The following is a 24896-nucleotide window of genomic DNA, read 5'->3' on the forward strand; positions in this document are numbered from 1 at the left end:
TACAAGCACCCAATGGAATTCCATTGGGTGCTTTATTTTTGCTACACTACATCGCCACCTGCTTCAGGTCTTTCTCCATGGAGCTGGTGCCGCAGTAGACGGTATAGTGGTGCTCGGGATTCCATCGCATGGTATTCGTGGAGGCGTCCCAGAGTTCGAAGGTACGCTCGTCGAGCGGGATGACGACCGTCTTCTTCTCGCCCGCTTTCAGGCTGACACGCTGGAAGGCACGCAGACTCTTGAGGGGGCCGTCGGTGTCGTCGTTGTCACGGACATAGACCTGCACCGTCTCGTCGCCGCTGCGCTGCCCCGTGTTCTCAATGTCTACGATGAGCTTGCCGCCGACCTTGCCCGACTTTTCCAGTCGTGGCTGCCCGAGACGGAACTGTGTGTAGCTCAGTCCGTAGCCGAAGGGATAGAGCGCGTCGCCCTTGAAATAGCGGTAGGTACGGCCTTTCATGTCGTAACTCTCGAAAGGCGGCAGCTGAGAAGTGCTGCGATAGAACGTCACGGGGAGCTTGCCCGAAGGATTCACCTTGCCGAAGAGCACGTCAGCCACAGCCGTGCCGCCCTCCTGACCCGGGTACCAGGCCTGTAGAATCGCCTGACAGCGGTCGGCTTCGGGAGCCAGCGCGATGGCAGCGCCCGAGCAGTTGACCATGATCACCTGCTTGCCGGCATCGTGCAGGGCGGCGATGAGACCACGCTGCACTTTCGGCAACTCGATGTTCGTGCGGTCGCCTCCCGAGAAGCCCTCGATGTGCACGGGCATCTCCTCGCCTTCGAGTGCAGGAGAGATGCCGCCGACGAAGATCACCTTGTCGATGCCTTTGAGCTGATTGATGGTAGCGGTGTAGTCCACAGGCTTCTCGATGCCGAAGTTGATCTTCAGGTCAGCATTCCACGTTTTCACGTAGTTGAAGTCCACCCGGATGTCGTAGCTCTTACCGGCCTCTACTTTCAGCACGGTATGCGTCGGCAGCGTGCGCCACGTATGTGCCTGCTGTTTGCGCTCACCATTGACATATACGGTGAAGTCGCCGCAGCCCTCTACGTCGAGCGCCACCTCTCCACTCTGCTTGGGATAGAACGTGGTGGAGTAGCGGGCCGAGAAATCCTCGATCTTCACGCCCGGCGCGAAGTTGTGCATGCCCGCTGTGGTCACGGCGATAGGCAGCGTATAGTATTGAGTGGTGACAGGCTTACCCTCGCGCTCAGTGTTGTTCCAGAACTCACCCTTGAGTCCTGTCGTCTTTCCGGCGCGGCACTGAGAGAACAGCGGGTCGATGACCTTGTCGGCTGTAAGGTCGCAGCCTTTGAGGTAAACCAGATTCTTATAGTGGCTGCGCAGTCCGTCGAGGATGTCGATGGTGTGTGTCGGCGTGCCATTGTAGTTGCCCCACATCATCGGACGGTTGTCGGCATTGGGCCCGACGACGGCGATGCGCTCATGGCTCTTCGGGTTGAGGGGCAGAATGCCGCCATTGTTCTTCAGCAGCACGAGCGACTGTCGCGCCATGTCGAGCGAGAGCTGAGCGTGCTGCTTGCTGGATACGACGGAGAAGGGGATGCGGCTCCACGAAACGAGCTTCTGATCGTCCATCTCGCCAAGGTCGAAACGGCCTTCGAGCAGACGCGTCACATGCTTGTCAACCTCCTTTTCGCTGATCAGACCACGGCGCACGGCATCGGGCAGACTCTTGTAGGAATAGTTGAAACCGCACTCTACGTCGGTGCCGGCGAGCGTGGCGCGTGCCGAGGCATGGGTGGCATCGCTCGACACCTTATGGCTTGTCCAGATGTCGCTGACGGCACCGCAGTCGCTCACCACGAGATGCTTGAAACCCCACTCGTCGCGCAGGATCTGTTGCAGCAGGCGGTTGTTGGAGCAGCAGGGCTCGTCGTCGAGGCTCTGATAAGCGCACATCACCTCGCGCACGTCGGCATCCTGGACGAGCGACTTAAACGCGGGCAGATAGGTCTCCCACAGGTCACGTGGCGAGACGTCGTTGATGTTGGCCGTGTGGCGCGTGCTTTCGGGGCCGCTATGCACGGCATAGTGTTTGGCGCAGGCCCAGAGTTTGCGGTAGCGCGCAGAGTCGGGACCTTGCAGACCGCGTACGACAGCGCAGCCCATCACACTTGTCAGCCACGGATCCTCGCCGTAGGTCTCCTGGCCACGGCCCCACCGCGGGTCGCGGAAGATGTTGACATTCGGTGTCCAGACCGAGAGGCTGTGGAACTTCTCCACGTCGCCGCCCATGGCCAGCCGGTGATGATATTGAGCGCGCATCTCGTCGCTCGTGGCCGAGAAGACGCGGTAGAGCAGGTCGGGATTGAACGATGAGGCCATGGCGACCGGTTCGGGATAGACCGTCACGCCGCCGAGGTTGGCCACGCCATGGAGCGCCTCGCTCCACCAATAAAACTTCTTGATGCCCAGCCGTGGGATGGCGGGACTCTCGTCGAGCATCAGCGAGGCTTTCTCCTCAAGGGTCAGACGGCTGCAGAGATCCACGGCACGCTGGTGGGCAGAGAGGGTGGGGTCTTGATAAGGGAGTTTTTGGGCGCTTACGCCAGTGGCGCAGAGGCAGAGAACTCCCAGCAGGATGTGTTTTAGAGTCATGTTTTTAGTTGTTATGGTTGTCTTTGCTAATTGTTTCTGCAAAGATAGCGATTTTATACGGAACGGGTCTTATCCTATGTAACCAATACTTTGCGCAGTGTTGCATGTGGGACGTATTAAAAGCTCAAGCCAACGTTTTCTCATTTTCCTTTTGCGGATACCTTCGTGCGGAAAATCGCCGCTACGAAGGCTGTTTTTTATCAGTTTTCTTAACACCTTTTGCCCGTTGGCTATAATCCTGCTACGCTCGTATTGACACTGGCGTCTGTCCTGTGTCTGACCATGATTTGCCTTTACGGACTGTGTGGGAGAACTATTGTTTGAGACGCTTGAGGGTATGCGCCATGACAGGTACGGTCAGCGAAAAGGAACAAATGTCGCTGACGGCCTGGCACATCTCCACGCCCATCAGTCCGAAGAAATGCGGCAGGACGAGGATGAGCGGGACGAAGAAAAGACCACTGCGCGCCGAAGCGAGCAGATTCGCGGCCACCGGCATGCGGCACGTCTGCGTAAGCATGTTGCTCGTCATGATGAAGCTGTTGAGTGGCAACGTGCTGATCTGCCAGCGCAAGGCGACGATGCCCACGGCAATGACCTCTGCGTCGTTGCGGAAGATGCCGATGAGATGATCGCTGAGCAGCCAGCCGACGACCGTGCAAACGATGAGAAAGGTCGTGCCCACAGCGATGGTGAACCAGTAGGCACGTTTCAAACGTGGGATGAGACGGGCGCCGAAGCAGAAACCACAAAGCGGTTGGAAGCCTTGTCCCAAGCCGATGACGACAGCCATGACCATCATCGTGATGCGGTTGACAATGCTCATGGCGGCAATGGCCGCATCGCCGTAGTTACCCGCGGCATGGTTGAGCATGGTCGTGGCCAGGCAGAGCAGTCCTTGACGGCACAGCGATGGACTGCCGCCAAAGAAGATTTCCTTGAAAGCGGACCAAGTGGGGGAGAAGAGCCGGAAACGGATGGCGATGTTCTCTCCACGGTGCGTCATGAAGAAAAGAATGAGGAAGCTCACCACCTGACCGGTCACCGTGGCGAGAGCCGCACCGGCTACGCCCCAATGACACACAAAGATGAAGAGCGGATCGAGCCCTACGTTGAGGATAGCACCCGTGACGATGCCCACCATGGCAAAGGAGGCGTTGCCCTGAAGACGCAGTTGATTGTTGAGCGTCAGCGAGCCGGTCAGGAAAGGAGAGCCCAAGAGCACGATGCCAAGATACTGCCGTGTGTGGGGCAGGATCGTCGGCGTGGCACCCAAGAGCAGTGACAAGGGGTTGAGAAAAATCCAGCCCAGCACTGCGATCAGCGTTCCCGCGATGACAGAGAAGCAAAAGCCCGTCGCTGCCATGCGGGCCGCATTGTCGTGGCGGCGTGCGCCCAGCTCGCGTGAGATATAGTTTCCGGAACCGTGACCAAAGAAGAATCCGATGGCCTGCACAAAGAACATCATCGAGAACACCACGCCCACGGCAGCTGTAGACTGCGTGTCGAGCTTGCCCACGAAAAAGGTGTCCGCCATATTGTATAGGGCGGTGACGAGCATACTGATGATCGTCGGGATGGCCATCGTCGGTATGACACGACGGATCGGTGCGGTGGTGAGATAGGTGTAGTTGTCTGTTCCTGCGTGCATAATGTTATTTCAGTTGCAGCTCCACGGGACAGTGGTCACTGCCGAAGACCTCGTTGTGGATTTCGGCCGCGGTGATACGTGGCTGCAAGCTGTCGGACGTGAGGAAGTAGTCGATGCGCCAGCCCGCGTTTTTCTCTCTGGCACGGAAGCGGTAGCTCCACCACGAATACTTCACCTCTTCGGGGTGCAGCAGACGGAAAGTATCTGTGAAACCGCTGTTGAGCAGCACTGTCATCTTCTCGCGCTCCTCGTCAGTGAAGCCTGCGTTGTGGCGGTTGGTCTTGGGATTTTTGATATCAATCTCCTCGTGCGCCACGTTCATATCACCGCAGACGATGACCGGCTTCTTGTCGTTGAGCGCCAGCAGGAAGTTGCGGAAGTCGTCTTCCCACTTCATGCGGTAGTCGAGACGGCGGAGCCCGTCCTGCGAGTTCGGCGTGTAGACACAGACAAGATAGAAGTCAGCGTATTCGAGCGTGATGACGCGCCCCTCGTGGTCGTGTTCGTCGATGCCCATGCCATAGGCGACGCTCAGCGGCTCCTGCCGTGCGAAGATAGCCGTACCGCTGTAGCCTTTCTTGTCGGCATAGTTCCAGTACGACGTATATCCGGGGAATTGCAGGTCAAGTTGTCCGGCCTGCATCTTAGTTTCTTGCAGACAGAAGAAGTCAGCGTCCAGGTCTTTGAAGTAAGCCTCAAAGCCTTTGCTGATGACATTGCCGTCGTCGTCGGTCTTTGGCTTCATGCAGGCGCGAAGTCCATTGACGTTCCAGGAAATAAATTTCATGCGTTTGTGATTAAAGGGTAATCAAATGATGCCCGACGGGGGGCTTGTCCGGCCGTGTCGCAGCCCTATATATATAATAAGGTGTACCGATCGGGAAGATGAAGCTCCTACTGTATATAAAATAAGGAGAGCGTGCCTTGTTATTTCACTTTCAGCAGGCTGAGGAACTCCATTCTCGTCTTTGCCGACTCGAAGACACCGCTGTAGGCACTTGTCGTCGTCATGGAGTTTTGCTTCTCCACGCCTCGCATCTGCATACAAAGGTGGCGGGCCTCGAGCACGACCATTACGCCTTGCGGCTTGAGCGTCTCGCGGATGCACTGCTCGATCTGCTCTGTCAATCGCTCCTGCACTTGCAGTCGGTGGGAGAAGATGTCGACGACACGGGCTATCTTGCTCAGTCCGGTGATATAGCCATTGGGGATATAGGCCACGTGAGCCTTGCCGAAGAACGGCAGCATGTGGTGCTCGCACATCGAGAAGAAGTCGATGTCCTTGACGATGACCATCTGATTGTATTTCTCCTCAAAGAGCGCGTCGGTGAGCACCTTTTTCGGGTCCTGTGTGTAGCCGCGGGTAAGCGTCTGCATCGCCTTTGCCACGCGCATTGGAGTCTTGACGAGTCCCTCACGTTCTGGGTCTTCGCCCAGCAAAGTCAGTATGTCTTTATAGTGGTCGGCCAGCTTTTCGAGTCCCGGCCGGAATTCTGTTTCTGGATTCATAAAAGTTGAGAGTTGAAAGTTGAGAGTTGAAAGTGAGTTGAGAGTTGAAAGTGAGTTGAGAGTTGAGAGAGAGTTGAGAGTTGATAACTACAATATTGAATGATGAGTGATAACAATGTTGAGTGTTGAATGATGAATTTCTGTCACCCCAATGGTGCACTTATTTATTCATTATTCATTATACACTATACATTATACATTATTTAGTTCACTGTGATCTTTCCCTTGACGATGGTTGCTGCTTTATAGCCCATCTTTCTGACGGCACGCAGCATCTTCTCGGCCTCACCGAGCGAGCGGTAGTTGCCCACACGGCAGATCCAGCGGGGAGAATAGAAGTGAACATATATCGGTTGGTCAGGGAAACGCATCTTGATGTCGTTGCCTGCCTGTTGAGCTTTCATCTTGTCGGCGCGCGTGTTGCCGCCGGCGAAGGCTTGTACACGATAGCCGGTGACTTTGCGGCTGCCCCGCATCACTTTCTTGCGCATGTCAACTGTCGGGATCGACATATCGTCATCGTCCTGATAGCGAATCTGGCTCTTGCGCTCGATCTCTAATTTCTTTTTATAGGCCTCGGCTTCGCGGGCCCATTGTGCTCTTTTCTCCGCCTCGGCACTTTCCGCCCTGGCCCTTGCCTCCTCGGCAGCCTGTTGGCGAGCCAGCGCCTCTGCCTCTTGCTTCGCCTTGGCGTCTGCTTCCTGGCGGCGCATCTCGGCGAGTTGCTCTTCTCTCCTTGCTGCCTCCGTTGCGGCCTCAGCCTTTTTCTGTTCTGCTGCTGTGGCAGCACGGCGGGCAGCCTCAGCGTTTTTGTTGGTCTGGGTGGAAGCCTTCTTGCCCAGTGCCATGTCGGCTTTTCGCTCAGCTTCTCTGGCTTTGTCGATGGTGCTCTGCTGCCGTGCGGCTACCGTCTTCGTGCCCACCGTCTTTGCCTGAGCAGTAGTCTTCGTGCCCGGCGTATTGTTGTTTTGTGTAGTCGTGTTCTTTTCCGGAGATACCACAGCGCTGCCGTTGACGAGATCCGTGATCGCCTTGCTCTGCGTCACCGTGATCTTACCCTCGCCTTGCTTCTGCTGTTGCAGATGTCCAAGGAAGGTCTGTGCGTGCATCGGGACGAAGCCCAATGTCAGCATGCCGATAATCCCCAAGATCAGTCTCTTCATAATGGTTATTGTAAAAGTCAGGAAAAAGAGAAGCGGAGCGATGGCGTCACAGAGCAGTGGCGCCATTTTCGCTCCGACTCTCTCTTTCCTGATAGATGATGGATAATTACTTCCAGGCGTCGATGATAGCCTTGAAGTCAGCGCACTTCAGAGAAGCGCCACCGATCAGACCGCCGTCGATGTCAGGCTTAGCGAAGAGTTCCTTAGCGTTGCCGGGCTTGCAGCTACCGCCATAGAGGATGGTAGTGTCCTCAGCAGCCTCTTTGCCGTACTTCTCAGCGACGATGCTACGGATGTAAGCGAGCATCTCCTCAGCCTGGTCGCTGGTAGCAGTCTTACCTGTGCCAATAGCCCAGATCGGCTCGTAAGCCAGTACGATGTTCTTCCACTCTTCGGCAGAGAGGTTGAAGACGCTGCCGTCGAGCTCAGCCTTGACGACCTCGTTCTGCTTGTTAGCCTCACGCTCCTCGAGTGTCTCGCCGCAGCAGAAGATCACCTTCAGGCCGTTGGCCAGAGCCAGCTGAACCTTCTCCTTCAGGATCTCAGCAGTCTCGTGATAGTACTGACGACGCTCACTGTGACCCAGAATGACGTACTGTGCACCGGTAGACTTCACCATAGCGGCAGAGACCTCACCTGTGTAAGCACCCTTCTCCTTGTCTGCGCAGTTCTCAGCGCCGAGAGCTACTACATTCTGATCCAGGACCTCAGCGACCTTTGCCAAGTGGATGAACGGAGTGCAGATGATGACGCCACAGTTTGGCTTGTCAGCAGCACATGCCTCGTTGATCTCTTTTGCCAGGGCGATGCCCTCCTGCAGGTTCTCATTCATTTTCCAGTTGCCTGCAACGATTTTCTTTCTCATTTTTCTTTTCCTTTCTATTAATGATAAGTTAAACAGTTGTTGTTGTATCTGATTTTCTTTTTTCTTCTGCCAAGCCCTGAGCCATTTGGTCCAAGCCCACAGTCTGTCGGCGAGCGTGAGGAGGAACAGCGGCAAGACAAACCAGAGGGCTACCTTTGCCATCGTGCCTGCGGCGGTGTGGCTGTCGGGCTGTCCGATCGGCAACTTATTGATGTCGCCGTGCAGGTCAGCTGCGTCAGGCAGATCGTTGTGGCTCCACTTGCGCAGGATAGTGCCGTTTTTGATGAGCATCAGTCCGGGATTGCTGCGGATCATCGTCTTGAGTGTGGTGCCGTCGGTGAGCAGGAAGGGATATTCCGCGCCCGTGATGTCTTCCCAGTGCTTGATGTCCTTATCACCCGAAGCCGTCAGACAGTAGAAGGGGATATGCTTGTCGATGCAATACTCATAGAGCTGGTCGATGGCACCAAAGTTGCCGTCGTCGGCAGTGCTCAGGTCGGGGGCGATGAGCAGGAAGGTATATCCGCGGCGGTCGAGGATGCTGTCGGTGAGGTCGTCGCCCGCGCGCGACTGTATCGAGAAGTCGTGGATCGGCGGCACATAGCCCTCGGCGGTCTGCACGGTCTTGGAGTCGATGAACGTCCAAGTGGAGTCGGGATAGTTGTCAAGGGTGAACTCTTTCTTTACGCCGTTCTTTTCCAAGATAAAGGTTGTCTCGAATTGGGGTTGTGGCGCACCGGGCGGTATCTCCATGCCTCGCTTGATATTCACGCCGACATGATAGGGACGGAAGTCGAAGACGGGCAGCTTATAGAGACAGTAGGTGCTTGTGACGAGGATGAAGACGATGGTGTAGTTGACGGCAATCCACTGGTTGGGCTTCGAGATAAAGCGGTACATGCAGAGCGGTTTCCGCCACAGCAGCACAGCGCACGCTGTGAGCACGATGTTCTTCAGCAGTGATTCGGTGTTGGTGAGGTGGATGGCATCGCCGAAACAACCGCAGTCCTTGACGGGATTGGCAATGACGAGCCACAGCGTGATCAGCGTCATCACCGTCATAAAGAGCAAGATGACCTTTGACGTCAGTCGCCTGTGGATGGCAAAGACCATGAAAATGCCCAGGCAAAACTCCAGACCGGCGAGCAACACGGCTGCCGCGATGAGCAGATAGTCGGGCAGAGCACCTGCCAAACCGATGGCCTCAAGATAGTCCTGCATCTTGTAGAGCGTGCCCAGCGGGTCGATGGCTTTGACATAGCCGGAGAAGATGAAGGTCAGTCCAACGACAAAGCGGGCTATGTTGACGAGGATCGTCGTCAGCATCATGAGCCAGCGTGGCGTGGTGCGGGTTTGCGTTTGGGACTGTATGTTGTCTTCTTTGTCGGTCATGACCAAGTGTTGTGTAAGAAATGCGAATGTAGGATCTTATCGGGCAGTGACGAAAGCGCCGGGTCTATGCTTTCTCTATCGGTTGTTTCGTGCGAATGGCACCGAAGACCGCATAGTTGATGATGTCGTAATAGTTGCTGTCGATGCCTTCCGAGACGAGCGCTTTGCCCTCGTTCTCTTCGAGCTCTTTGACACGCTCTATCTTTGTGAGGATGAAATCGGTATAGCTGGTGACGCGCATGTCTCTCCACGCCTCGCCATAGTCGTGGTTTTTACGCTTCATCAACTCGAAGGCTTCGTGAGCATAGAGGTCGTAGAGCTTGAGCGCCTCGTCGGGTGTGGTGTCGATAGTATCGGCGAAACCTTCCTTGAGCTGTATGAGTCCGATGATGCCATAGTTGATCAGTGCGATAAACTCGGGTCTGATGCCCTCGCCGACAAGGCTTTCCTTGGTGATCTCAAGGGTACGGATGCGCTTGGCCTTGATAAAGAGCTGATCGGTAAGCGAAGAAGGACGTAGCATACGCCATGAGGCGCCATAGTCATGGAGCTTCTTGGCAAAGAGCTGTCTGCACTCTGCCATGACGTCCTGGAACTGCTTTTCTGTTTCCTGCACGGTTGTACTCATTATTATATAATGTGCTAAGTTTCTGCAAAGTTACAGAATAAAATCGAGAAACAGAAAGATAAGCGGAAATATTACTTGCACAGTACCACGTCTACATCCTGCAGAGTGACGAGGATGCCCTTGGGCTGTGACTTGATGGTGGGCAGGATCTTGTCGAGAAAATTCCGGAGCTTCTCTTCATCGTCGATGATCTCCACGACGATGGGATATTTGACGTTGAGCTCCCAAAACTTGTTGGAGCGCAGCTTGCTGGCTTTGCCGTAGCCCATGATGCCTTGCAGCACGGTGGCACCTGACAGTCCCTCACGCTGTGCCGCGCGCGCGATCTCCTCGTAGAGCGAGGCATGGCGCAGCGTGTCGGTATTGCTGAGATAGAAGCGGAGTATCTTTTTCATCTTTCAATCTTCTTGTTGCAGACATTAAATCATTTTGGCGCAGGCATTGCCGGCGACGACGGCGAGCAGTCCCAACGCCACGCTCAGCCCTAAGTAGAGGGCAAGGTAGAGATAGTTGCCGTCACGCATGAGTGCTGTGCTCTCGTTCATGAAGGTGGAGAAAGTGGTGAAGCCGCCACAGAAGCCGGTGGTCAGGATGAGTTTCACCGACGGCGACATCCAACCGCCCGCCCAGTTGAGACCGGAGAGGAAGCCGATGATCAGACAGCCGAGAATGTTCACCGCAAACGTACCGAAGGGAAAGCTCAGCGGTATCAGCACTTGTATGAGCTTGGACACCACAAAGCGACAGCCGCCACCCAAGAAGCTGCCGCAGCCCACGAGTATAAAATCTCTCAGCATTATGCTTTCTCCTGTTGTTGTCCGCCGGTGCTGGGCATCGTGTAAGTCTCCTGATAGATCATGTGCAGCAGCTGCAATCCGGTCTTCGTCTTGAAGATGTTTTTGCGCGCCGCCTCAATGCCGTGCTGCGAGATATGGTCTTCGTAGAGGTTGACAAGGAAGTCTGCCTCCACAAGGATCTGATAGTCCGGTGCGTCTATGTTCTTATAGGTGTGGTGATGGGCGATGAGCCAGCAGATGCGCTCAATGTCGGCTTCGGCGTAGTGCATCGATTCGAGGATGGCGCGAGCCGGCGCAGGTCCCTCCTTTTCCTGGTATTTACCGTTGCTGCTGCCGTATTTTGCCTCAGCGGGATGGATGCCGATGTCGTGAAGTACGGCTGTTGACTCCAAGACAAAGAGAGTGTGGGCATCCAGTCCTTCGGCGCGTCCGATGAGCTGCGCGAAGCGGTGCACCTTCAGCAGGTGTTGTATGCGCATGGGATCACCCTTGTCGTAGGAGATGATGCGGAGAGTGAGGGCATCGATAATTTTTTGTGTCTCTTCCATATTTCTCAAATTAATTTATCAAACTGATCGATGATTTGTTCCGCCCCTGCCTCTTCCAGTTCTTCGCGCGAGCCATTGCCGTAGGTCACGCCGCAGGTGTGGACCCCTGCATTGCGCCCCATGAGAATGTCGAAGCGCGTGTCGCCCACGACAAGCGTATCCTCAGGCTTACAGCCGGTAGATTGCAGGATCACGTTGACAGGCTCGGCATCGGGTTTAGCATGCGTCACGTCGTCTGCTCCCACCAAGGCGCAGAGCCAATCGTCGATGCCATACTCCTGGGCAAAGCCTTGCAGCGACTCATGACCACGGCTGCTGGCCAGCGCGATGAGCCGTCCATGCTCATGGAGCGTGCGAAGCGTGTCAAGGACACCGGGAAACGGCGGTACGGCACCCGGGCGGTTGTTACGTTGGAAGATGTCGCGGTAGACGGTGGCGCAGCGGTCTGCCGTAGCGTCGTCGACATGGCAGGCCACGGCGAAGCATTGCTCCAGTGGCAGTCCGATGGTGGCGGCGTAGGCATCTTCCGTCGGCTGATCCATGTTCAGTTCACGGCATGTGTCCTGCATGGTCTTGACGATGAGATGCTTGGAGTCACCCAACGTACCGTCGAAGTCGAAGATGTATAAGGAAGGCTCAACAAGCTCACCAGGCTCTCCAGCCTCACCCCCGAACCCCTCTCCCAAGGAGAGGGGAGTAGTTACAGGGCTAAACGGTGTGTTGTCTTTTGCCATATGATCATGCACCGTTGAACTATGCGCCGGTATATCATGTTTCTGATGACTGTGTTCCATTTTACAATTATGTTGTTGCGTATCTGCCATCTGTCTCCTCCTGTGACTTGCTCCTGATTATGGGTGCAAAGATAACCAATATAATTAGAATCACAAAATGGGACGGGTGAAAAATATACGCCTTGCGAGAGGGAGTATGGATGGAATATTTCTTGCTTGTCTCTCCTTTGTCCTCAGTAACTGGAAGCGTTTTGACTGTAAATCCGAAAAAAATAGTAATTTTGCAATCAGTATCATGGCACAATTGCGAAACAAGAATTAAGATACAATCATATTTATGGACAAGCAAAAGAATCAAGAAGAGTTTGAGGCACTTCTGCGTGAAACCAAGCGCGAGGGGATGGACTATGTGATAGAAGATCTGGAAAAAGGAGGCTTCTTTGAGGCGCCGGCCTCTGCCGGTCATCATCTCAATGTGCCCGGCGGCCTGTGTGAACACAGTCTGAATGTCTGCCATGCCGGTCTCGCGATTTGGGAAGGTATGAAAGGTCTCGATGCCGCATCGATGGGTGAGGTGAAACGCGAGAGTATCATCATCGCTACGCTGCTGCACGATGTCTGCAAGATGGACATCTATAAACGCGCGATGAAGAGACGTAAGAATAAACTCGGCCAGTGGGAAGACGTGGAGGGATATAACGTGTCGTACAAAGACTTTCCGATGGGCCATGGTGAGAAGAGTGTCATCTTGCTGCTGTTGAGCGGGTTGCAGCTCAACGACGACGAGATGTGTGCTATCCGCTGGCACATGGGCGCTTTCGGACTGAACTTCAATTCCTATGAGGATGAGCGTTGCTATGATACAGCGCGCATGGAGTATCCACTTTGCGCCATTGTGCAGGCAGCAGACAGCCTTGCCGCCGCTATCATTGAGACGACAGCAGAGGATATTGACAATCTATAAACGACTGCCACAGCGCATCATTGGGCAAGGGGGAGACAATGTCTATTTCCTTGCCCGATACCGGATGCGTGAACTGTACACGGTGGGAAAGCAGCGAGATGCTGCCGTCGGGATTGCTGCGGCGTGCACCGTATTTCAGATCGCCCTTGATTGGGCAGTCGATGTGTGCCAGCTGGCAGCGGATCTGATGATGACGCCCCGTGAGCAGCGTGATCTCCAGGAGATGGTAGCGGTCGCTGTGTCCGATGACACGGTATTTGAGCACCGCTTTCTTCGCCCCCGGCACCTCACGGTCGTAGGCGTAGCTCTTGTTTTGCTTCTCGTTGCGCGTCATCCAGTTGGTCAGCGTACCCGTCTCTTCGGCGGGTACGTTTTGTGTGATCGCCCAGTAAGTCTTGTGTACCTCGCCTTTACGGAACATCTCGTTGAGACGTGACAGAGCCTTACTGGTGCGAGCGAAGACGACGAGGCCAGCCACAGGACGGTCGAGGCGATGCACCACGCCGAGAAACACGTTGCCCGGCTTATGGTACTTCTCCTTGATATATTCCTTCACCGTTTCGGAGAGAGGCTCGTCGCCGGTCTTGTCGCCCTGCACGATCTCGCCGCTCTCCTTATATACGATGATGATGTGATTGTCTTCGTAAACGACTTGCATACGACACAACTTACATGTTCATGCCGCCATCGACCTGGATGACCTGACCGGAGACATAGCTGGAGAGGTCGGAAGCCAGATAGACAGCCGTGTCAGCGATGTCGTTGACCGTACCTGCACGACGCACAGGGATGTGGCTGACCCACTGCTTGCGTACTGGCTCAGGCAGTGCCTGCGTCATGGCAGTGTCGATGAAGCCCGGAGCGATGGCGTTGGCACGGATGCCCTTGGGGCCCATCTCCTGAGCGATGCTCTTGGCCAGAGCGATCAGACCAGCCTTGGAAGCAGAGTAGTTGCACTGTCCTGCATTGCCATGCACGCCGACGACAGAGCTCATGTTGATGATACGACCGTCGCGCTGACGCATCATATAAGGAATACAAGCATGGATGAAGTTGAAGGCGCTCTTGAGGTTCACGGCGATGACAGCGTCCCACTGTGCCTCAGTCATGCGCAGCATCAGTCCGTCCTTGGTGATACCGGCGTTGTTGACCAGAATCTCCACAGAGCCAAAGTCTGCGACAACCTGCTTCACGGTAGCCTCGGTCTGCGCAAAGTCAGCAGCGTTGCTGGCGTAGCCCTTGGCCTTCACACCCAGCGCGTTGAGCTCACGCTCGGTCTCCAGACCGCCGTGCTCCTCGTCGATAGCGAGGTCGGTGAAGGCGATGTTAGCACCTTCCTGAGCGAAACGCAGGGCAATAGCCTTGCCGATACCACGGGCAGCACCGGTGATGAGCGCGGTCTTACCCTCCAATAATCCTTTCTTTTCCATAACGTTTAGAGTTGTTATTTAATCAATAAAGTATTTCAAAATGTCTTTGTCAGCGCAAAGTTACGAAATATTGACGGAATAAAAGCACAAAAAGTCGTTATTATTATGTAACTTTGTCGGTTGAAAGGCTTCACAATGGATAAGAAAGAGAAACAACATACACTATTGCTCACCCTGGCAGCGCTCATTGCTACCCTCGTGGTCGTGGCCGCTGTGGTCACCGCCTGGCATCAGTCCGACGACCCCGCTGACCAGCCCAAACACCAGATCTCGGCTGTCAAGCACCATGCCGACACGGTGCGCGACACCATGCGCCGTGCCCTCAAGCCTCATCTGCTGAAACCCACACCCAAACCCTCAACGATGATACAAGGCACGCTGCGGCGCACCGATGGCACGCCAGCAGCCGCGGTGACGGTCAGCGACGGCATCGAATGCGTGAAGACCGACTCGCTCGGCCACTATGCCTTGCGTCGCCAAGCCGCCGCGCACTTCGTCTTCTACACCGTTCCTGACTGGGCCGAGGTGCCCACGCACAGCCACAAGGACCACACGGCATGCATCTATCAGCGTATCACGCCGACCGACTCGGTCTATGACTTCCGGCTGAAACCGCTGCCTGCGGGCAAGGAAAGCCGCTATGCCATGCTCGTCTTCGGCGACCCGCAGGTGACCAACGCCTATAGTCCTTATTATACGGGGCCGAACGACAATCCCGTGAAGATCACCGATGTGGCCCGCTTCTCCAAAGAGACGATGACCGACGTGCGTCAGACGTTGAAGGCTTTGCCCGCCGACCTGCCCGTCTACGGACTGAGCATGGGCGACGACGTGCAATACTATGGCGGCTTCAACGCTACGCTGGAGACGAAGATCCGCAAGACGCTCGGTGCCTCGCGTATGAGGCTATTCTCGGTCATCGGCAACCACGACCAGGACGGCAAAGACCTCTATAAGCGCAAATGGGAAGAGGCCTGGGGACCCACCGACTACTCGTTTGACCGTGGCGACGAGCACTATGTGTGCTTCAACGACTGCCACTTCTATCGCGGCAGCATCTATTGGCAGCCCGGCGAGCTCACCGACCGGCAGATGGCGTGGCTCAGGCAGGATCTGGCATTGGCGGACAAACAGAAGAAGGTGGTGCTCTGCTATCACATTCCCCTCACCATGGGCACACGACCTAAGAAAGGTGCCGAGCCCGTGGGCATCGCCACGGAAGAGGGACACTTCACGTCGTCGCGTCTCGCCGAGATTCTCGCGCTGCTCGACACGTTCAAAGGTGGATACGAGCTCTTCTGCGGTCACACCCACTTTGCGCTGAACCATGAAATGGACTACCACGGTCGTCATCTCCTGGAGCATTGCCATGCGGCAGCCTGCGGAAACATCTGGCAGTCAAACGTCAACATCTGCGGCACGCCCAACGGCTACTATGTCTACGGCTTCCAAGGTACGGCGATCTACACCGACTATTATAAAGGCACACTGTGGAACCGCATGACGCAGATGGCGCTCTTCCGCGCTGACACGGACTTCAACGGTGAGTCGTATGCCGCCGACTGGAGTCTGCCGCGCGGCAAAGGCGTGATCGTGGCCAACGTCTTCAACGCCGACTCGCGGTGGAAGGTCTATGCCATAGAGAATGGGGTGGAGCATCCGATGAAGCGGCTCAGCGGTGAGGGGCAGGACGCCTTTGCCGTGGGCTATCACCATCGCTACGCGGTGTCGGTGCCCTATCATTTCGTAGGAAAAAGCAATAAGTATCTGATCATGAACCACCTCTACTACTACGAGCCTTCGTCGCCCACAGCAGAGATTACCGTGCGCGCTCATGATCCCTACGGCAATGTCTACCGTGCGTCGAGCAAGAATGTAGTCACGGAGCCCTTCTTCAACTATGCGCACTACTACAAAAAGAAATAGAAGAAATGATGCAGCTCTTGTTACCTTGCAAAGATAGCGATGACATTTTGAGTAAACAACGGTTTTAGATAATTATATTGCAACATTCTTGTACGGATTTCATAGATTTTATGTAAGTTTGCAGTTGAATTGAGAGATCATTTTGTTTTAACCACATCATGTATGAAGAACATCTGTCATCATGCTTCCACAGCACTGTGGAGTAAGAGCACCGCGCTGATAGGGCTCGCCCTATGCGCCCTGCAACCCATTCAGGCCGCCACACGCCCCGTGACTCATTTCCGCTACAGCGGTCCCTTTGTCCTGCAACGCCCCGTAATGGTCGACACCATCGGCATCGACCGCAAGGGCTACAAGTCTGATAATTTGCTCGGTACGTTCGTCGACCTGACCAAGGCACGCCAGGGCAAGGAATACCAGGGCGCTTTCGCTCCCTCTGACAAGACCGCTACGGCACTCCACCTGCTCCAGTTCACCCTCACCAACAGCCGCTATGCCAAGGGCACGCTGAAAGTGGGAAAGATGAAGCACTACAAGCTCTATGTCGACGGCAAGGAGAGCGACGGATCGCTGACGCTGATCCCCGCCACCCACGACGTCGTCATCAAATATCTCACCGATCCCGGTGACCACGACTCGTTGCAGGTGAGCCTCAACACCGACGCCGACGCGCTATTCTCTACCTCCGACAACGGACGACGCGAACTGACGCTCCTTGACTTCCTCAACGGCAAGCACTACTATGGCAGTCAGGTCAGCAGCGACGGACGCTATGCCATCACCACGTCGTACGAGACCACGTCGGCCAACAACACGTCCTGGCTCTACACCATCTATGACCTGCGCCGCGGTACCATCGTGCGCTCCTCTGACCGCAACCTGCGCTGGATGCCCGGCAAGGACAGCTATCTCTTCACCCGCAAGGGTGTCAAGGGCAACCAGCTCATCGAGGCCGATGTCGTCACCGGAGCCGAGAAGGTGCTCACCGACAACCTCCCCGAGGGCAGCTGGACGATGGCGCCCAACGGCAAATATCTCATCATCTCGAAGGAAGTGGAGGGACCGAAGGACGACAGTCAGGTGCACCAGATCATTCAGCCCGACGACCGGCAACCCGGATGGCGCAACCGCAACCAACTGCTGAAATACGATTTATCAACTGGCTACGCCCAGCCTTTGACCTTCGGATACCACGATGTGTCGCTCTGCGACATCTCGCACGACGGCCGCTATATATTATATATGGTGTCGCGCGCCCGTCTGAGCAAGCGACCGACAACGGTCAACTCGGTCTATCGCCTCGACCTGAACACCATGCAGCCGGAGTGCCTCGTCGACAGCGACGGCTTCATCGCCAGTGCCATCTTCTCGCCCGACGCCCGCACCATCGCCGTGAAGGGCTCACCGGAGGCTCTCGGCGGCATCGGCGAGAACTTGCCGAAAGGCCGCATCCCGAGCATGTACGACTATCAGCTCTACACCATCGACTGCACCACACGCAAGGTGCGCCCGATGACCAAGGACTTCGACCCGAGCATCGAGACCGTGCAGTGGAACCGCTACGACGGCAAGATATACTTCAACGCCCTCGACCGTGACTACCGCCGTCTCTACCGCATGGATCCGAAGAGCGGAAAGATAGAGACGCTGTCCACGCCCGAGGACTATGTCGGCGGTGTCGACATGGCTGAGACCGCCCCCGTGCTCTGCTACAACGGACAGAGCGCCATGAACGCCGACCGCCTCTACACGATGAACACCGCCAACGGCAAGTCGACGCTCTTGGAGAACCAGCAGACGAAGCTCGCCGACGTGGACCTGCCCACATGTCAGTCGTGGAACTTCACGAGCTCGCGCGGCGACACCATCTATGGCCGCTACTATCTGCCGCCTCATTTCGACGCGACGAAGAAATACCCGATGATCGTCTACTACTATGGCGGTTGCTCACCGACGAGCCGCTACTTTGGCGGCAACTATCCTTTCCCGCTCTATGCCTCCAAAGGCTATGTGGTCTATGTCATCGAGCCCAGCGGTGCCGCAGGCTTCGGCCAGGAGTTTGCCTCACGCCATGTCGACACGGCAGGCGACGGCGTGGCTGAGGACATCATCGAGGGCACGAAGAAGTTCTGTGCTGACCATAGCTTTGTCAACGCCAAGAAGATCGGATGCCTTGGCGCGTCGTACGGTGGTTTCATGACGCAGTATCTCCAGACCAAGACCGACCTCTTTGCCGCTGCCGTCTCGCACGCCGGCATCAGCGACCACACGCAGTACTGGGGATCAGGCTACTGGGGTTATTCCTACAGCGAGGTGAGCATGGCCAACCGCTACCCGTGGTCGGACCGTGACCTCTATGTCAACCACAGCCCGCTCTACAACGCTGACAAGATCCACACGCCGCTGCTCCTCGTCCACGGCACCGCCGACACCAACGTGCCCACGGCCAACAGCATCGCACTCTACACAGCACTGAAGCTCCTCGGCCGCCCCGTCGCGCTCGTAGAGGTGGAAGGCGAGAACCACTGGATACAAGACTACAACAAGCGCATCAAATGGCAGAACACCATCTTCGCCTGGTTTGCAAAGTGGCTGCAGGACGACGACAGCTGGTGGAAGGCTATGTATGATAAGGTGCCGGAATAATACAATCATTATGAAAGAGACAAAAGACGAAAAAGAACAGGAGAGCGTGGTGTTTCATCACTCGCTCCCCATACAGTTGCGTTGGAACGATGCCGACCAGTTCGGACACATCAACAACACGCTCTATTTCCAGTACTACGACATGGCAAAGATGGACTACTTTGCCAACATCCCCAACACGAAGATCGATCAGCGCCACGCCATCGTCACCGTGCACGTCGACGCTGACTTCCTCTCGCAGGTACATATCGGTGACCATGTCGCGGTGGAGACAGCCATCACGCACATCGGACACAAGAGCTTCCAGCTCGCCCAGCGACTCATCGACACCGACACGAAGGAACTCAAATGCGTCGGACAAACGATCATGGTGGCCTATGACCTGCAAACCAACGAGGCCGTGGAGATGTGGCCCGACTGGGTGGAGGCCATCGAGCGTTTCGAGGAAAAGAAGCTGAGATAAGGCTTACCCCGCTCTGCTCTTTGTTTTGCAAGCAGCGCGGCTCATTGCTACGTAGAGCGTTCACTGCTTTCTTGCAGCGCGTTCATTGCTTTCTTGCAGCGTAGTCCCGGCTTTCTTGTAGCGCCGCCCCTGCTATCTTGCAGAGCATTTGTGTTCTCCTCGTTGTATTAGATTTGTACGGTTGGGTATGCTGCTACTATGCAGTAGCCCGGCCGTTTCTTTTTTCTCCCCTTTTTCTTGCCTCATTAAAATATTTATCGTATATTTGCCATCAGTAACATTCCTAATAACAGAAACGCTGATGATGGCTCGACTTAAACACATCGCCTCTTCGGTATGGCACCTCTACTACGACGGCTTCCGAAGCATGACCGTCGGACGCACGCTGTGGGCAGTGATCCTCATCAAGCTGTTCATCATCTTTGCCGTGCTCAAACTGTTTTTCTTCCCCAACTACATCCATGAGCACGCACAGAAAGGACAGGAGGCGGAGTTCGTCTCCTCACAGATATTGAAAAAATAACCATAAAATAACAACAGCACAATGACAAACCTCCTATTAGACATCTCTACTGGCACGGTGGACTGGGCGCGCGCGCAGTTTGCCCTGACAGCTATCTACCACTGGCTCTTCGTACCGCTCACGCTGGGTCTGGCACTCATCATGGGCATCGTGGAGACCTGCTATTACCGCACGGGCAAACCATTCTGGAAAGAAGCCGCACGCTTCTGGCAACGCCTCTTCGGCGTGAACTTCGCCATGGGCGTGGCCACCGGCATCATCCTGGAGTTTGAGTTCGGCACCAACTGGAGCAACTATTCGTGGATGGTCGGCGACATCTTTGGCGCACCGCTCGCCATCGAGGGCATCGTAGCCTTCTTTATGGAGAGCACCTTCGTGGCCGTAATGTTCTTTGGCTGGAACAAAGTCTCACGCGGCTTCCACCTTGCTTCGACATGGCTCACCGGCTTGGGTGCCACCATCTCGGCCTGGTGGATTCTTGTCGCCAACGCCTGGATGCAATATCCCATCGGTCAGGAGTTCAACCCCGACACCATGCGCTTCGAGATGACCTCGTTTGCTGACGTGGCTCTCTCGCCCTTCGCCGTGGATAAGTTCTGCCATACCGTGACGACCTCGTGGATCATCGGTGCCGCCTTCACCGTGGCCGTGAGTGCCTGGTATCTGCTCAAGCACCGCAACACGCAGCTGGCCAAGCAGAGCATCAAGATTGGAGCTATCGTCGGTCTCGTCGCTACGCTGCTCGGTGCCTTCACCGGCGACAACTCGGCTTACATGGTCGCTCAGACTCAGCCCATGAAGCTCGCCGCCATGGAGGGCCTCTACAATGGTGGCACACACCAGGGACTCAGCGTCGTCGCACTGCCTGGACCGTTCTCTCAGCCCGATTATGAAAATGAGGTGGAGCCGCCCTTTCGCATCGCTGTACCGCAGATGCTCTCGATCCTCGCCACACACCATGCCGACGGCTACGTGCCCGGCGTAAACAATCTCTTGGGTGGTTTCACACGTCCCGACGGCAGCAAGGAGCCGTCCGCCAAGGAGAAGATGATGCGCGGACGCCGTGCCATCGCCAATCTCGCACAATACCGTCAGCTGATGACCACCGCCAAGTCGGGCAAGGGTGACACCGCCGCCGCCAAAGCTCAGGCGCAGAAGATCCTGCCGCAGCTCAAGGCCGACATGCCGTATTTCGGCTATGGCTACATCAACGACGTGCACCGTCTCGTGCCTAACATCCCGATCAGCTTCTTTGCCTTCCGTGCGATGGTGGGCATCGGCTGCCTGTTTATCCTGTTCTTCCTCGTCGTGCTCCACTATATCTATCGTCTCGACATCACCAAGCCGCGTTGGCTGCTCATCGCCGCCATCGTCATGCTGCCCCTGGCTTATATAGGCAGTGAGGCCGGATGGGTGGTCGCTGAGGTAGGCCGACAGCCGTGGACCATCCAGGACATGTTGCCCGTGGGCGCCGCCGTGTCGGGCGTGTCGTCGGCAAGCATCGCCACGACGTTCTTCGTCTTCCTCTTCCTCTTCACCACCATGCTCGCCGTGGAGATCAGCATTCTGTGCAAGCAGATCAAGAAATACAACTTTGAGTAAAGACGCAAGCCAGTTTCAAAACAGACTTTTAGAGTAATATCGTTCACGACAATCATAGAATCATAGAATCAAAGCACCATGTCATATACATTTCTTCAGCACTATTGGTGGTTCCTGATTTCGCTGTTGGGAGCCCAGCTGGTCTTCCTGCTTTTTGTGCAGGGAGCCAATACCCTCATCTTCGAACTGGGCAAGACGCCCGACGAGCGCCGACTGGTCATCAACTCCACCGGTCGCAAATGGGAGTTTACGTTCACCACGCTTGTCACCTTCGGCGGAGCTTTCTTTGCCGCCTTCCCGCTGTTCTATAGCACGAGCTTCGGCGGTGCCTATTGGCTTTGGATGATTATCCTCTTCTCGTTTGTCATCCAGGCTGTCAGCTACGAGTTTCAAAACAAGCTCGGCAACTTCCTCGGAGCTCGTACCTTCCAAGTGTGCCTGATCATCAACGGCATTGTGGGTCCGCTGCTCCTCGGTGGAGCTGTTGCCACCTTCTTCGACGGCAGTAACTTCATCGTCGACAAAGCCAATGTCACGGCACTCTCGCAGCCCGTCATCAGTCACTGGGCCAACGCTTCCTGCGGCCTTGACGCCCTTCTCGACCCGTGGAACGTCGTGCTCGGCGTGGCCGTACTCTTCCTGGCCCGCATCCTTGGCCTGCTCTACATGCGCAACAACATCGACGATCCGACGCTGCGCGAGCGCTGCCGCCGCAAGCTGCTGCCCAACACGGTCGCCTTCCTTGTGTTCTTCCTCGCCTTTTTCGTACGCCTGCTCGTCAAGGACGGCTATGCCTACGACGCCGGTACGGGTGTGGTGAGCATGGTATCGGGCAAATATCTCAGCAACCTGCTGACGTTGTGGCCGTTGGCTATCGTGCTCCTCATCGGTGTGGCAGCCCTGCTCTACGGCATCCTCCGCACGTGGCTGAAGGCAGATTATGCGAGTGGCATCTGGCCGGCCGGCATCGGCACGGTGCTTGTTGTCCTCGTTCTCTTCCTCATCGCGGGATGGAACACGACGGCCTACTATCCCTCCAACGCTGACCTGCAGAGTTCGCTGACGATTGTCAACAGTAGCAGCAGCCTGTTCACGCTCAAGACTATGTTCTACGTCTCACTCCTCATCCCCTTCGTCCTGGCTTACATCGCCTATTGCTGGCACGCCATGGATCATAAGAAGCTTACCGTCGAAGAGGTGAAAGACGAAGAAAGCGAGGCCTACTGACCTTTTAGCTTTGACTTTCGTTAGCAGTCCCTTGACATGGAGTTGTCTTTACTGCCTTGTAAGTAATTGATGACGACTTATGCAATGGCAGACACAGCATACAAGTACAATAAAAAGAGGGTGTATCAAAATTCTGGTTCATCCTCTTTTTCGTATTATTTTTTAAAACAAAGCCTCGACTTTCACAAGCCGGGGCTTTGTCATATCACAAAAATTTAGTATCTTTGGGGTATAAACGAATTACATGGCAAGAATACACTTTCTTGATTACAATCCCAAACAAATTATCCTTTTTCCTCAACGTCTTGACAAAGATATTGCAACAAACGTTTATACAGAAATTTAGCAAGATTTTCAACGCTTGTTTTTACTGCCTTACAAATGATGGTTCGCTGCGTAGATTTTAATCATTCCCTGCGTAGCGAACGATCTTTTTCTATAGCGTTACAACATTGGGAACATAGCTTCGCCCCCGCAAGAACATAGCTTCGACCCCGCCTAATCCTAATTTTACGACTATCATTGTAAAAGAAAAGAGGATGCACCATAAAACTTAATTATGATACACCCTCTTTACTATTTTGTCGGAATTCCTGTCGGTGAATGTCGTTGGCTGGCAGGCTCCGTCTTAGTTTTGATGATTACTCAAACGGATTTTCGGTCGGGTAGGGCAGGCTCTTGGGCTGATTGTAAGCCACATCCTGGACGCCCATGTACTTCAGGAAGTTGAAGAGATGCTTGCCGACGTGAGCGAAGGCGACGGCACCATGGTGAGGATAGTGCTTCTCGATGAGCACGTGACGATAGAAGCGGCCCATCTCCGGAATAGCGAAGACACCGATGCCACCGAAGGAGCGTGTCGGCACATTGAGCACCTCACCCTCAGCGATGTAAGCGCGGAGCACACCCTCGGAGTCGCACTGTACGCGGTAGAATGTAATCTCACCCGGAGCGATGTCGCCTTCCAGCGTGCCACGTGTGAAGTCAGGCTTGCCGCCGTTCTCCAGCAGACGGTTCTGGATGAGCTGGTACTTGATGGCACGACCGGCGCACATCTTGCAGGATGGCGTGTTGCCGCAGTGGAAGCCCATGAACGTGTCGGTGAGCTTGTAGTTGTACTTGCCGACGATGTCCTCGTCGTAGATATACTGTGGTACCGAGTTGTTGATGTCGAGCAGGGTGACGGTGTCGTCGCTCAGGCACATGCCGATATACTCAGAGAGCGCGCCGTAGATGTCCACCTCGCAGGCCACGGGGATGCCACGGCTCACCAGGCGTGAGTTGACATAGCAGGGCTCGAAGCCGAACTGGCTTGGGAAGGCAGGCCAGCACTTGTCGGCGAAGGCCACATACTTGCGTGATCCCTTGTGCTGCTCAGCCCAGTCGAGCAGTGTCAGCTCAAACTGTGCCATACGGCGACTGAGGTCGGGATAGTACTTGCCCTCACCCATCTCGGCAGCCATGTCCTTGCAGACATCGTCGATGCGCGGGTCGTTCTCGTGAGCCTTGTAAGCCACGAGCAGGTCGAGCTCTGAGTTTTCTTCGATCTCCACACCGAGCTCATAGAGTCCCTTGATAGGAGCGTTGCAGGCGAAGAAGTCCTGAGGACGCGGACCGAAGGTGATGATCTTCAAACCCTTCAGGCCGATGACGGCACGTGCCACGGGCACGAAGTCGGCGATCATCTTGGCGATGTCGTCAGCAGTACCTACAGGATAGGCGGGGATATAACCCTTGAGGTGACGCATGGCAAGGTTGTAGCTGCAGTTGAGCATACCACAATAAGCGTCGCCACGGCCGTTGATCATGTCGCCATCGCCCTCAGCGGCAGAGACAAACATGCAGGGGCCATCGAACTTCTTGGCGATGAGCGTCTCGGGCGTCTCCGGTCCGAAGTTGCCAAGGAACACGACGAGAGCGTTGCAGCCTGCCTCACGTACCTCTTTAATGGCTTTGAGCATGTCCTGCTCGTTCTCTACTGTTGTCTGGCAGTCATATATCTCGCCCTTATAAGCCTTCACGATGTTCTCGCGACGCTTTGTGGAAAGAGCGATAGGGAAACAGTCACGGCTGACGGCAATGATGCCGAGCTTCACCTGAGGAATGTTGTTGCTTTGCATAATCTTTTTGCTTAGTTGATTTTGGTGTTATTAGTTGTTGCTATTGATTTGCTTGTTTCGCGATGTCTTTTCGCAATACGGT

General features: G+C 55.3%; 21 protein-coding genes. 7 read left to right on the top strand and 14 right to left on the bottom strand.

Annotated features, from left to right (window positions below):
• Nucleotides 1-46: 46 nt before the first annotated feature.
• The 11 genes from xyl3A to NG346_RS04740 all read right to left on the bottom strand — a co-directional run bounded on the left by xyl3A (nucleotide 47) and on the right by NG346_RS04740 (nucleotide 11913).
• Nucleotides 47-2626 (bottom strand): xylan 1,4-beta-xylosidase, encoded by a 2580-nt coding sequence (gene xyl3A / locus NG346_RS04690; protein WP_262279233.1) that lies wholly within the window; start codon nucleotides 2624-2626, stop codon nucleotides 47-49.
• Between the two features lie 313 nt (nucleotides 2627-2939).
• Nucleotides 2940-4277: an MATE family efflux transporter gene (locus NG346_RS04695; RefSeq protein ID WP_262279234.1), complete on the bottom strand. Its 1338-nt coding sequence runs from the start codon at nucleotides 4275-4277 to the stop codon at nucleotides 2940-2942.
• Between the two features lie 4 nt (nucleotides 4278-4281).
• Nucleotides 4282-5064: an exodeoxyribonuclease III gene (locus NG346_RS04700; RefSeq protein WP_262279235.1), complete on the bottom strand. Its 783-nt coding sequence runs from the start codon at nucleotides 5062-5064 to the stop codon at nucleotides 4282-4284.
• A 140-nt stretch (nucleotides 5065-5204) separates the two neighbouring features.
• A complete protein-coding gene (folE, locus tag NG346_RS04705) occupies nucleotides 5205-5786 on the bottom strand; it encodes a GTP cyclohydrolase I FolE (protein ID WP_154534635.1) in 582 nt (193 codons plus the stop codon).
• A gap of 203 nt (nucleotides 5787-5989) precedes the next feature.
• Nucleotides 5990-6949 (bottom strand): SPOR domain-containing protein, encoded by a 960-nt coding sequence (locus tag NG346_RS14565; RefSeq protein ID WP_396266725.1) that lies wholly within the window; start codon nucleotides 6947-6949, stop codon nucleotides 5990-5992.
• A gap of 106 nt (nucleotides 6950-7055) precedes the next feature.
• Nucleotides 7056-9143: a BT_3928 family protein gene (locus NG346_RS04715; protein WP_449727794.1), complete on the bottom strand. Its 2088-nt coding sequence runs from the start codon at nucleotides 9141-9143 to the stop codon at nucleotides 7056-7058.
• A 127-nt stretch (nucleotides 9144-9270) separates the two neighbouring features.
• Complete coding sequence (locus NG346_RS04720) at nucleotides 9271-9834, bottom strand: DUF1599 domain-containing protein (RefSeq protein WP_262279236.1); 564 nt, start codon at nucleotides 9832-9834, stop codon at nucleotides 9271-9273.
• Between the two features lie 71 nt (nucleotides 9835-9905).
• A complete protein-coding gene (locus NG346_RS04725) occupies nucleotides 9906-10229 on the bottom strand; it encodes a DUF190 domain-containing protein (protein WP_262279237.1) in 324 nt (107 codons plus the stop codon).
• A 24-nt stretch (nucleotides 10230-10253) separates the two neighbouring features.
• The gene (gene crcB, locus NG346_RS04730) at nucleotides 10254-10631 is read right to left on the bottom strand and encodes a fluoride efflux transporter CrcB (RefSeq protein ID WP_262279238.1); all 378 of its coding nucleotides are present in this window, start codon (nucleotides 10629-10631) and stop codon (nucleotides 10254-10256) included.
• Entirely contained in the window at nucleotides 10631-11179 is a 549-nt protein-coding gene (locus NG346_RS04735; RefSeq protein WP_262279239.1) for an HD domain-containing protein, read from the bottom strand. The genes crcB and NG346_RS04735 overlap by 1 nt, the downstream gene beginning before the upstream one ends.
• A 5-nt stretch (nucleotides 11180-11184) precedes the next feature.
• Nucleotides 11185-11913, bottom strand: a complete 729-nt coding sequence (locus NG346_RS04740; protein ID WP_262279240.1) for an HAD family hydrolase — start codon at nucleotides 11911-11913, stop codon at nucleotides 11185-11187.
• A gap of 337 nt (nucleotides 11914-12250) precedes the next feature.
• On the opposite strand from NG346_RS04740, the gene NG346_RS04745 reads away from it, so the two are divergent.
• A complete protein-coding gene (locus NG346_RS04745; RefSeq protein ID WP_262279241.1) occupies nucleotides 12251-12877 on the top strand; it encodes an HD domain-containing protein in 627 nt (208 codons plus the stop codon).
• On the opposite strand, the gene NG346_RS04750 is transcribed toward NG346_RS04745, so the two are convergent.
• Both NG346_RS04750 and fabG read right to left on the bottom strand, forming a co-directional pair.
• A complete protein-coding gene (locus tag NG346_RS04750) occupies nucleotides 12840-13535 on the bottom strand; it encodes an RluA family pseudouridine synthase (protein ID WP_262279242.1) in 696 nt (231 codons plus the stop codon). The two genes, NG346_RS04745 and NG346_RS04750, sit on opposite strands and share 38 nt — an antisense overlap.
• Nucleotides 13536-13545: 10 nt before the next feature.
• A complete protein-coding gene (gene fabG / locus NG346_RS04755; protein WP_154534960.1) occupies nucleotides 13546-14307 on the bottom strand; it encodes a 3-oxoacyl-[acyl-carrier-protein] reductase in 762 nt (253 codons plus the stop codon).
• Between the two features lie 135 nt (nucleotides 14308-14442).
• Between fabG and NG346_RS04760 the strand changes: the two genes are divergently transcribed.
• From NG346_RS04760 to NG346_RS04785, 6 genes are all read left to right on the top strand, one after another.
• On the top strand, nucleotides 14443-16233 hold the full coding sequence (locus tag NG346_RS04760; protein ID WP_262279243.1) for a calcineurin-like phosphoesterase family protein: 1791 nt from the start codon (nucleotides 14443-14445) through the stop codon (nucleotides 16231-16233).
• A 162-nt stretch (nucleotides 16234-16395) separates the two neighbouring features.
• Nucleotides 16396-18879 carry a S9 family peptidase gene (locus tag NG346_RS04765; RefSeq protein WP_262279244.1) on the top strand — a complete coding sequence of 828 codons (2484 nt, stop codon included), beginning with the start codon at nucleotides 16396-16398 and terminating at the stop codon, nucleotides 18877-18879.
• Between the two features lie 10 nt (nucleotides 18880-18889).
• Nucleotides 18890-19342, top strand: a complete 453-nt coding sequence (locus tag NG346_RS04770; RefSeq protein ID WP_262279245.1) for an acyl-CoA thioesterase — start codon at nucleotides 18890-18892, stop codon at nucleotides 19340-19342.
• Between the two features lie 301 nt (nucleotides 19343-19643).
• Nucleotides 19644-19865, top strand: a complete 222-nt coding sequence (locus NG346_RS04775) for a DUF4492 domain-containing protein (protein WP_262279246.1) — start codon at nucleotides 19644-19646, stop codon at nucleotides 19863-19865.
• Nucleotides 19866-19886: 21 nt separating this feature from the next.
• Complete coding sequence (locus NG346_RS04780; protein ID WP_262279247.1) at nucleotides 19887-21467, top strand: cytochrome ubiquinol oxidase subunit I; 1581 nt, start codon at nucleotides 19887-19889, stop codon at nucleotides 21465-21467.
• 78 nt (nucleotides 21468-21545) lie between these two features.
• On the top strand, nucleotides 21546-22694 hold the full coding sequence (locus NG346_RS04785; RefSeq protein WP_262279248.1) for a cytochrome d ubiquinol oxidase subunit II: 1149 nt from the start codon (nucleotides 21546-21548) through the stop codon (nucleotides 22692-22694).
• Between the two features lie 641 nt (nucleotides 22695-23335).
• On the opposite strand, the gene NG346_RS04790 is transcribed toward NG346_RS04785, so the two are convergent.
• Complete coding sequence (locus NG346_RS04790; RefSeq protein WP_262279249.1) at nucleotides 23336-24814, bottom strand: L-fucose/L-arabinose isomerase family protein; 1479 nt, start codon at nucleotides 24812-24814, stop codon at nucleotides 23336-23338.
• Nucleotides 24815-24896: the final 82 nt, after the last annotated feature.

The sequence above is a fragment of the Hallella absiana genome (assembly GCF_025457485.1).
Lineage (GTDB): Bacteria > Bacteroidota > Bacteroidia > Bacteroidales > Bacteroidaceae > Prevotella > Prevotella absiana.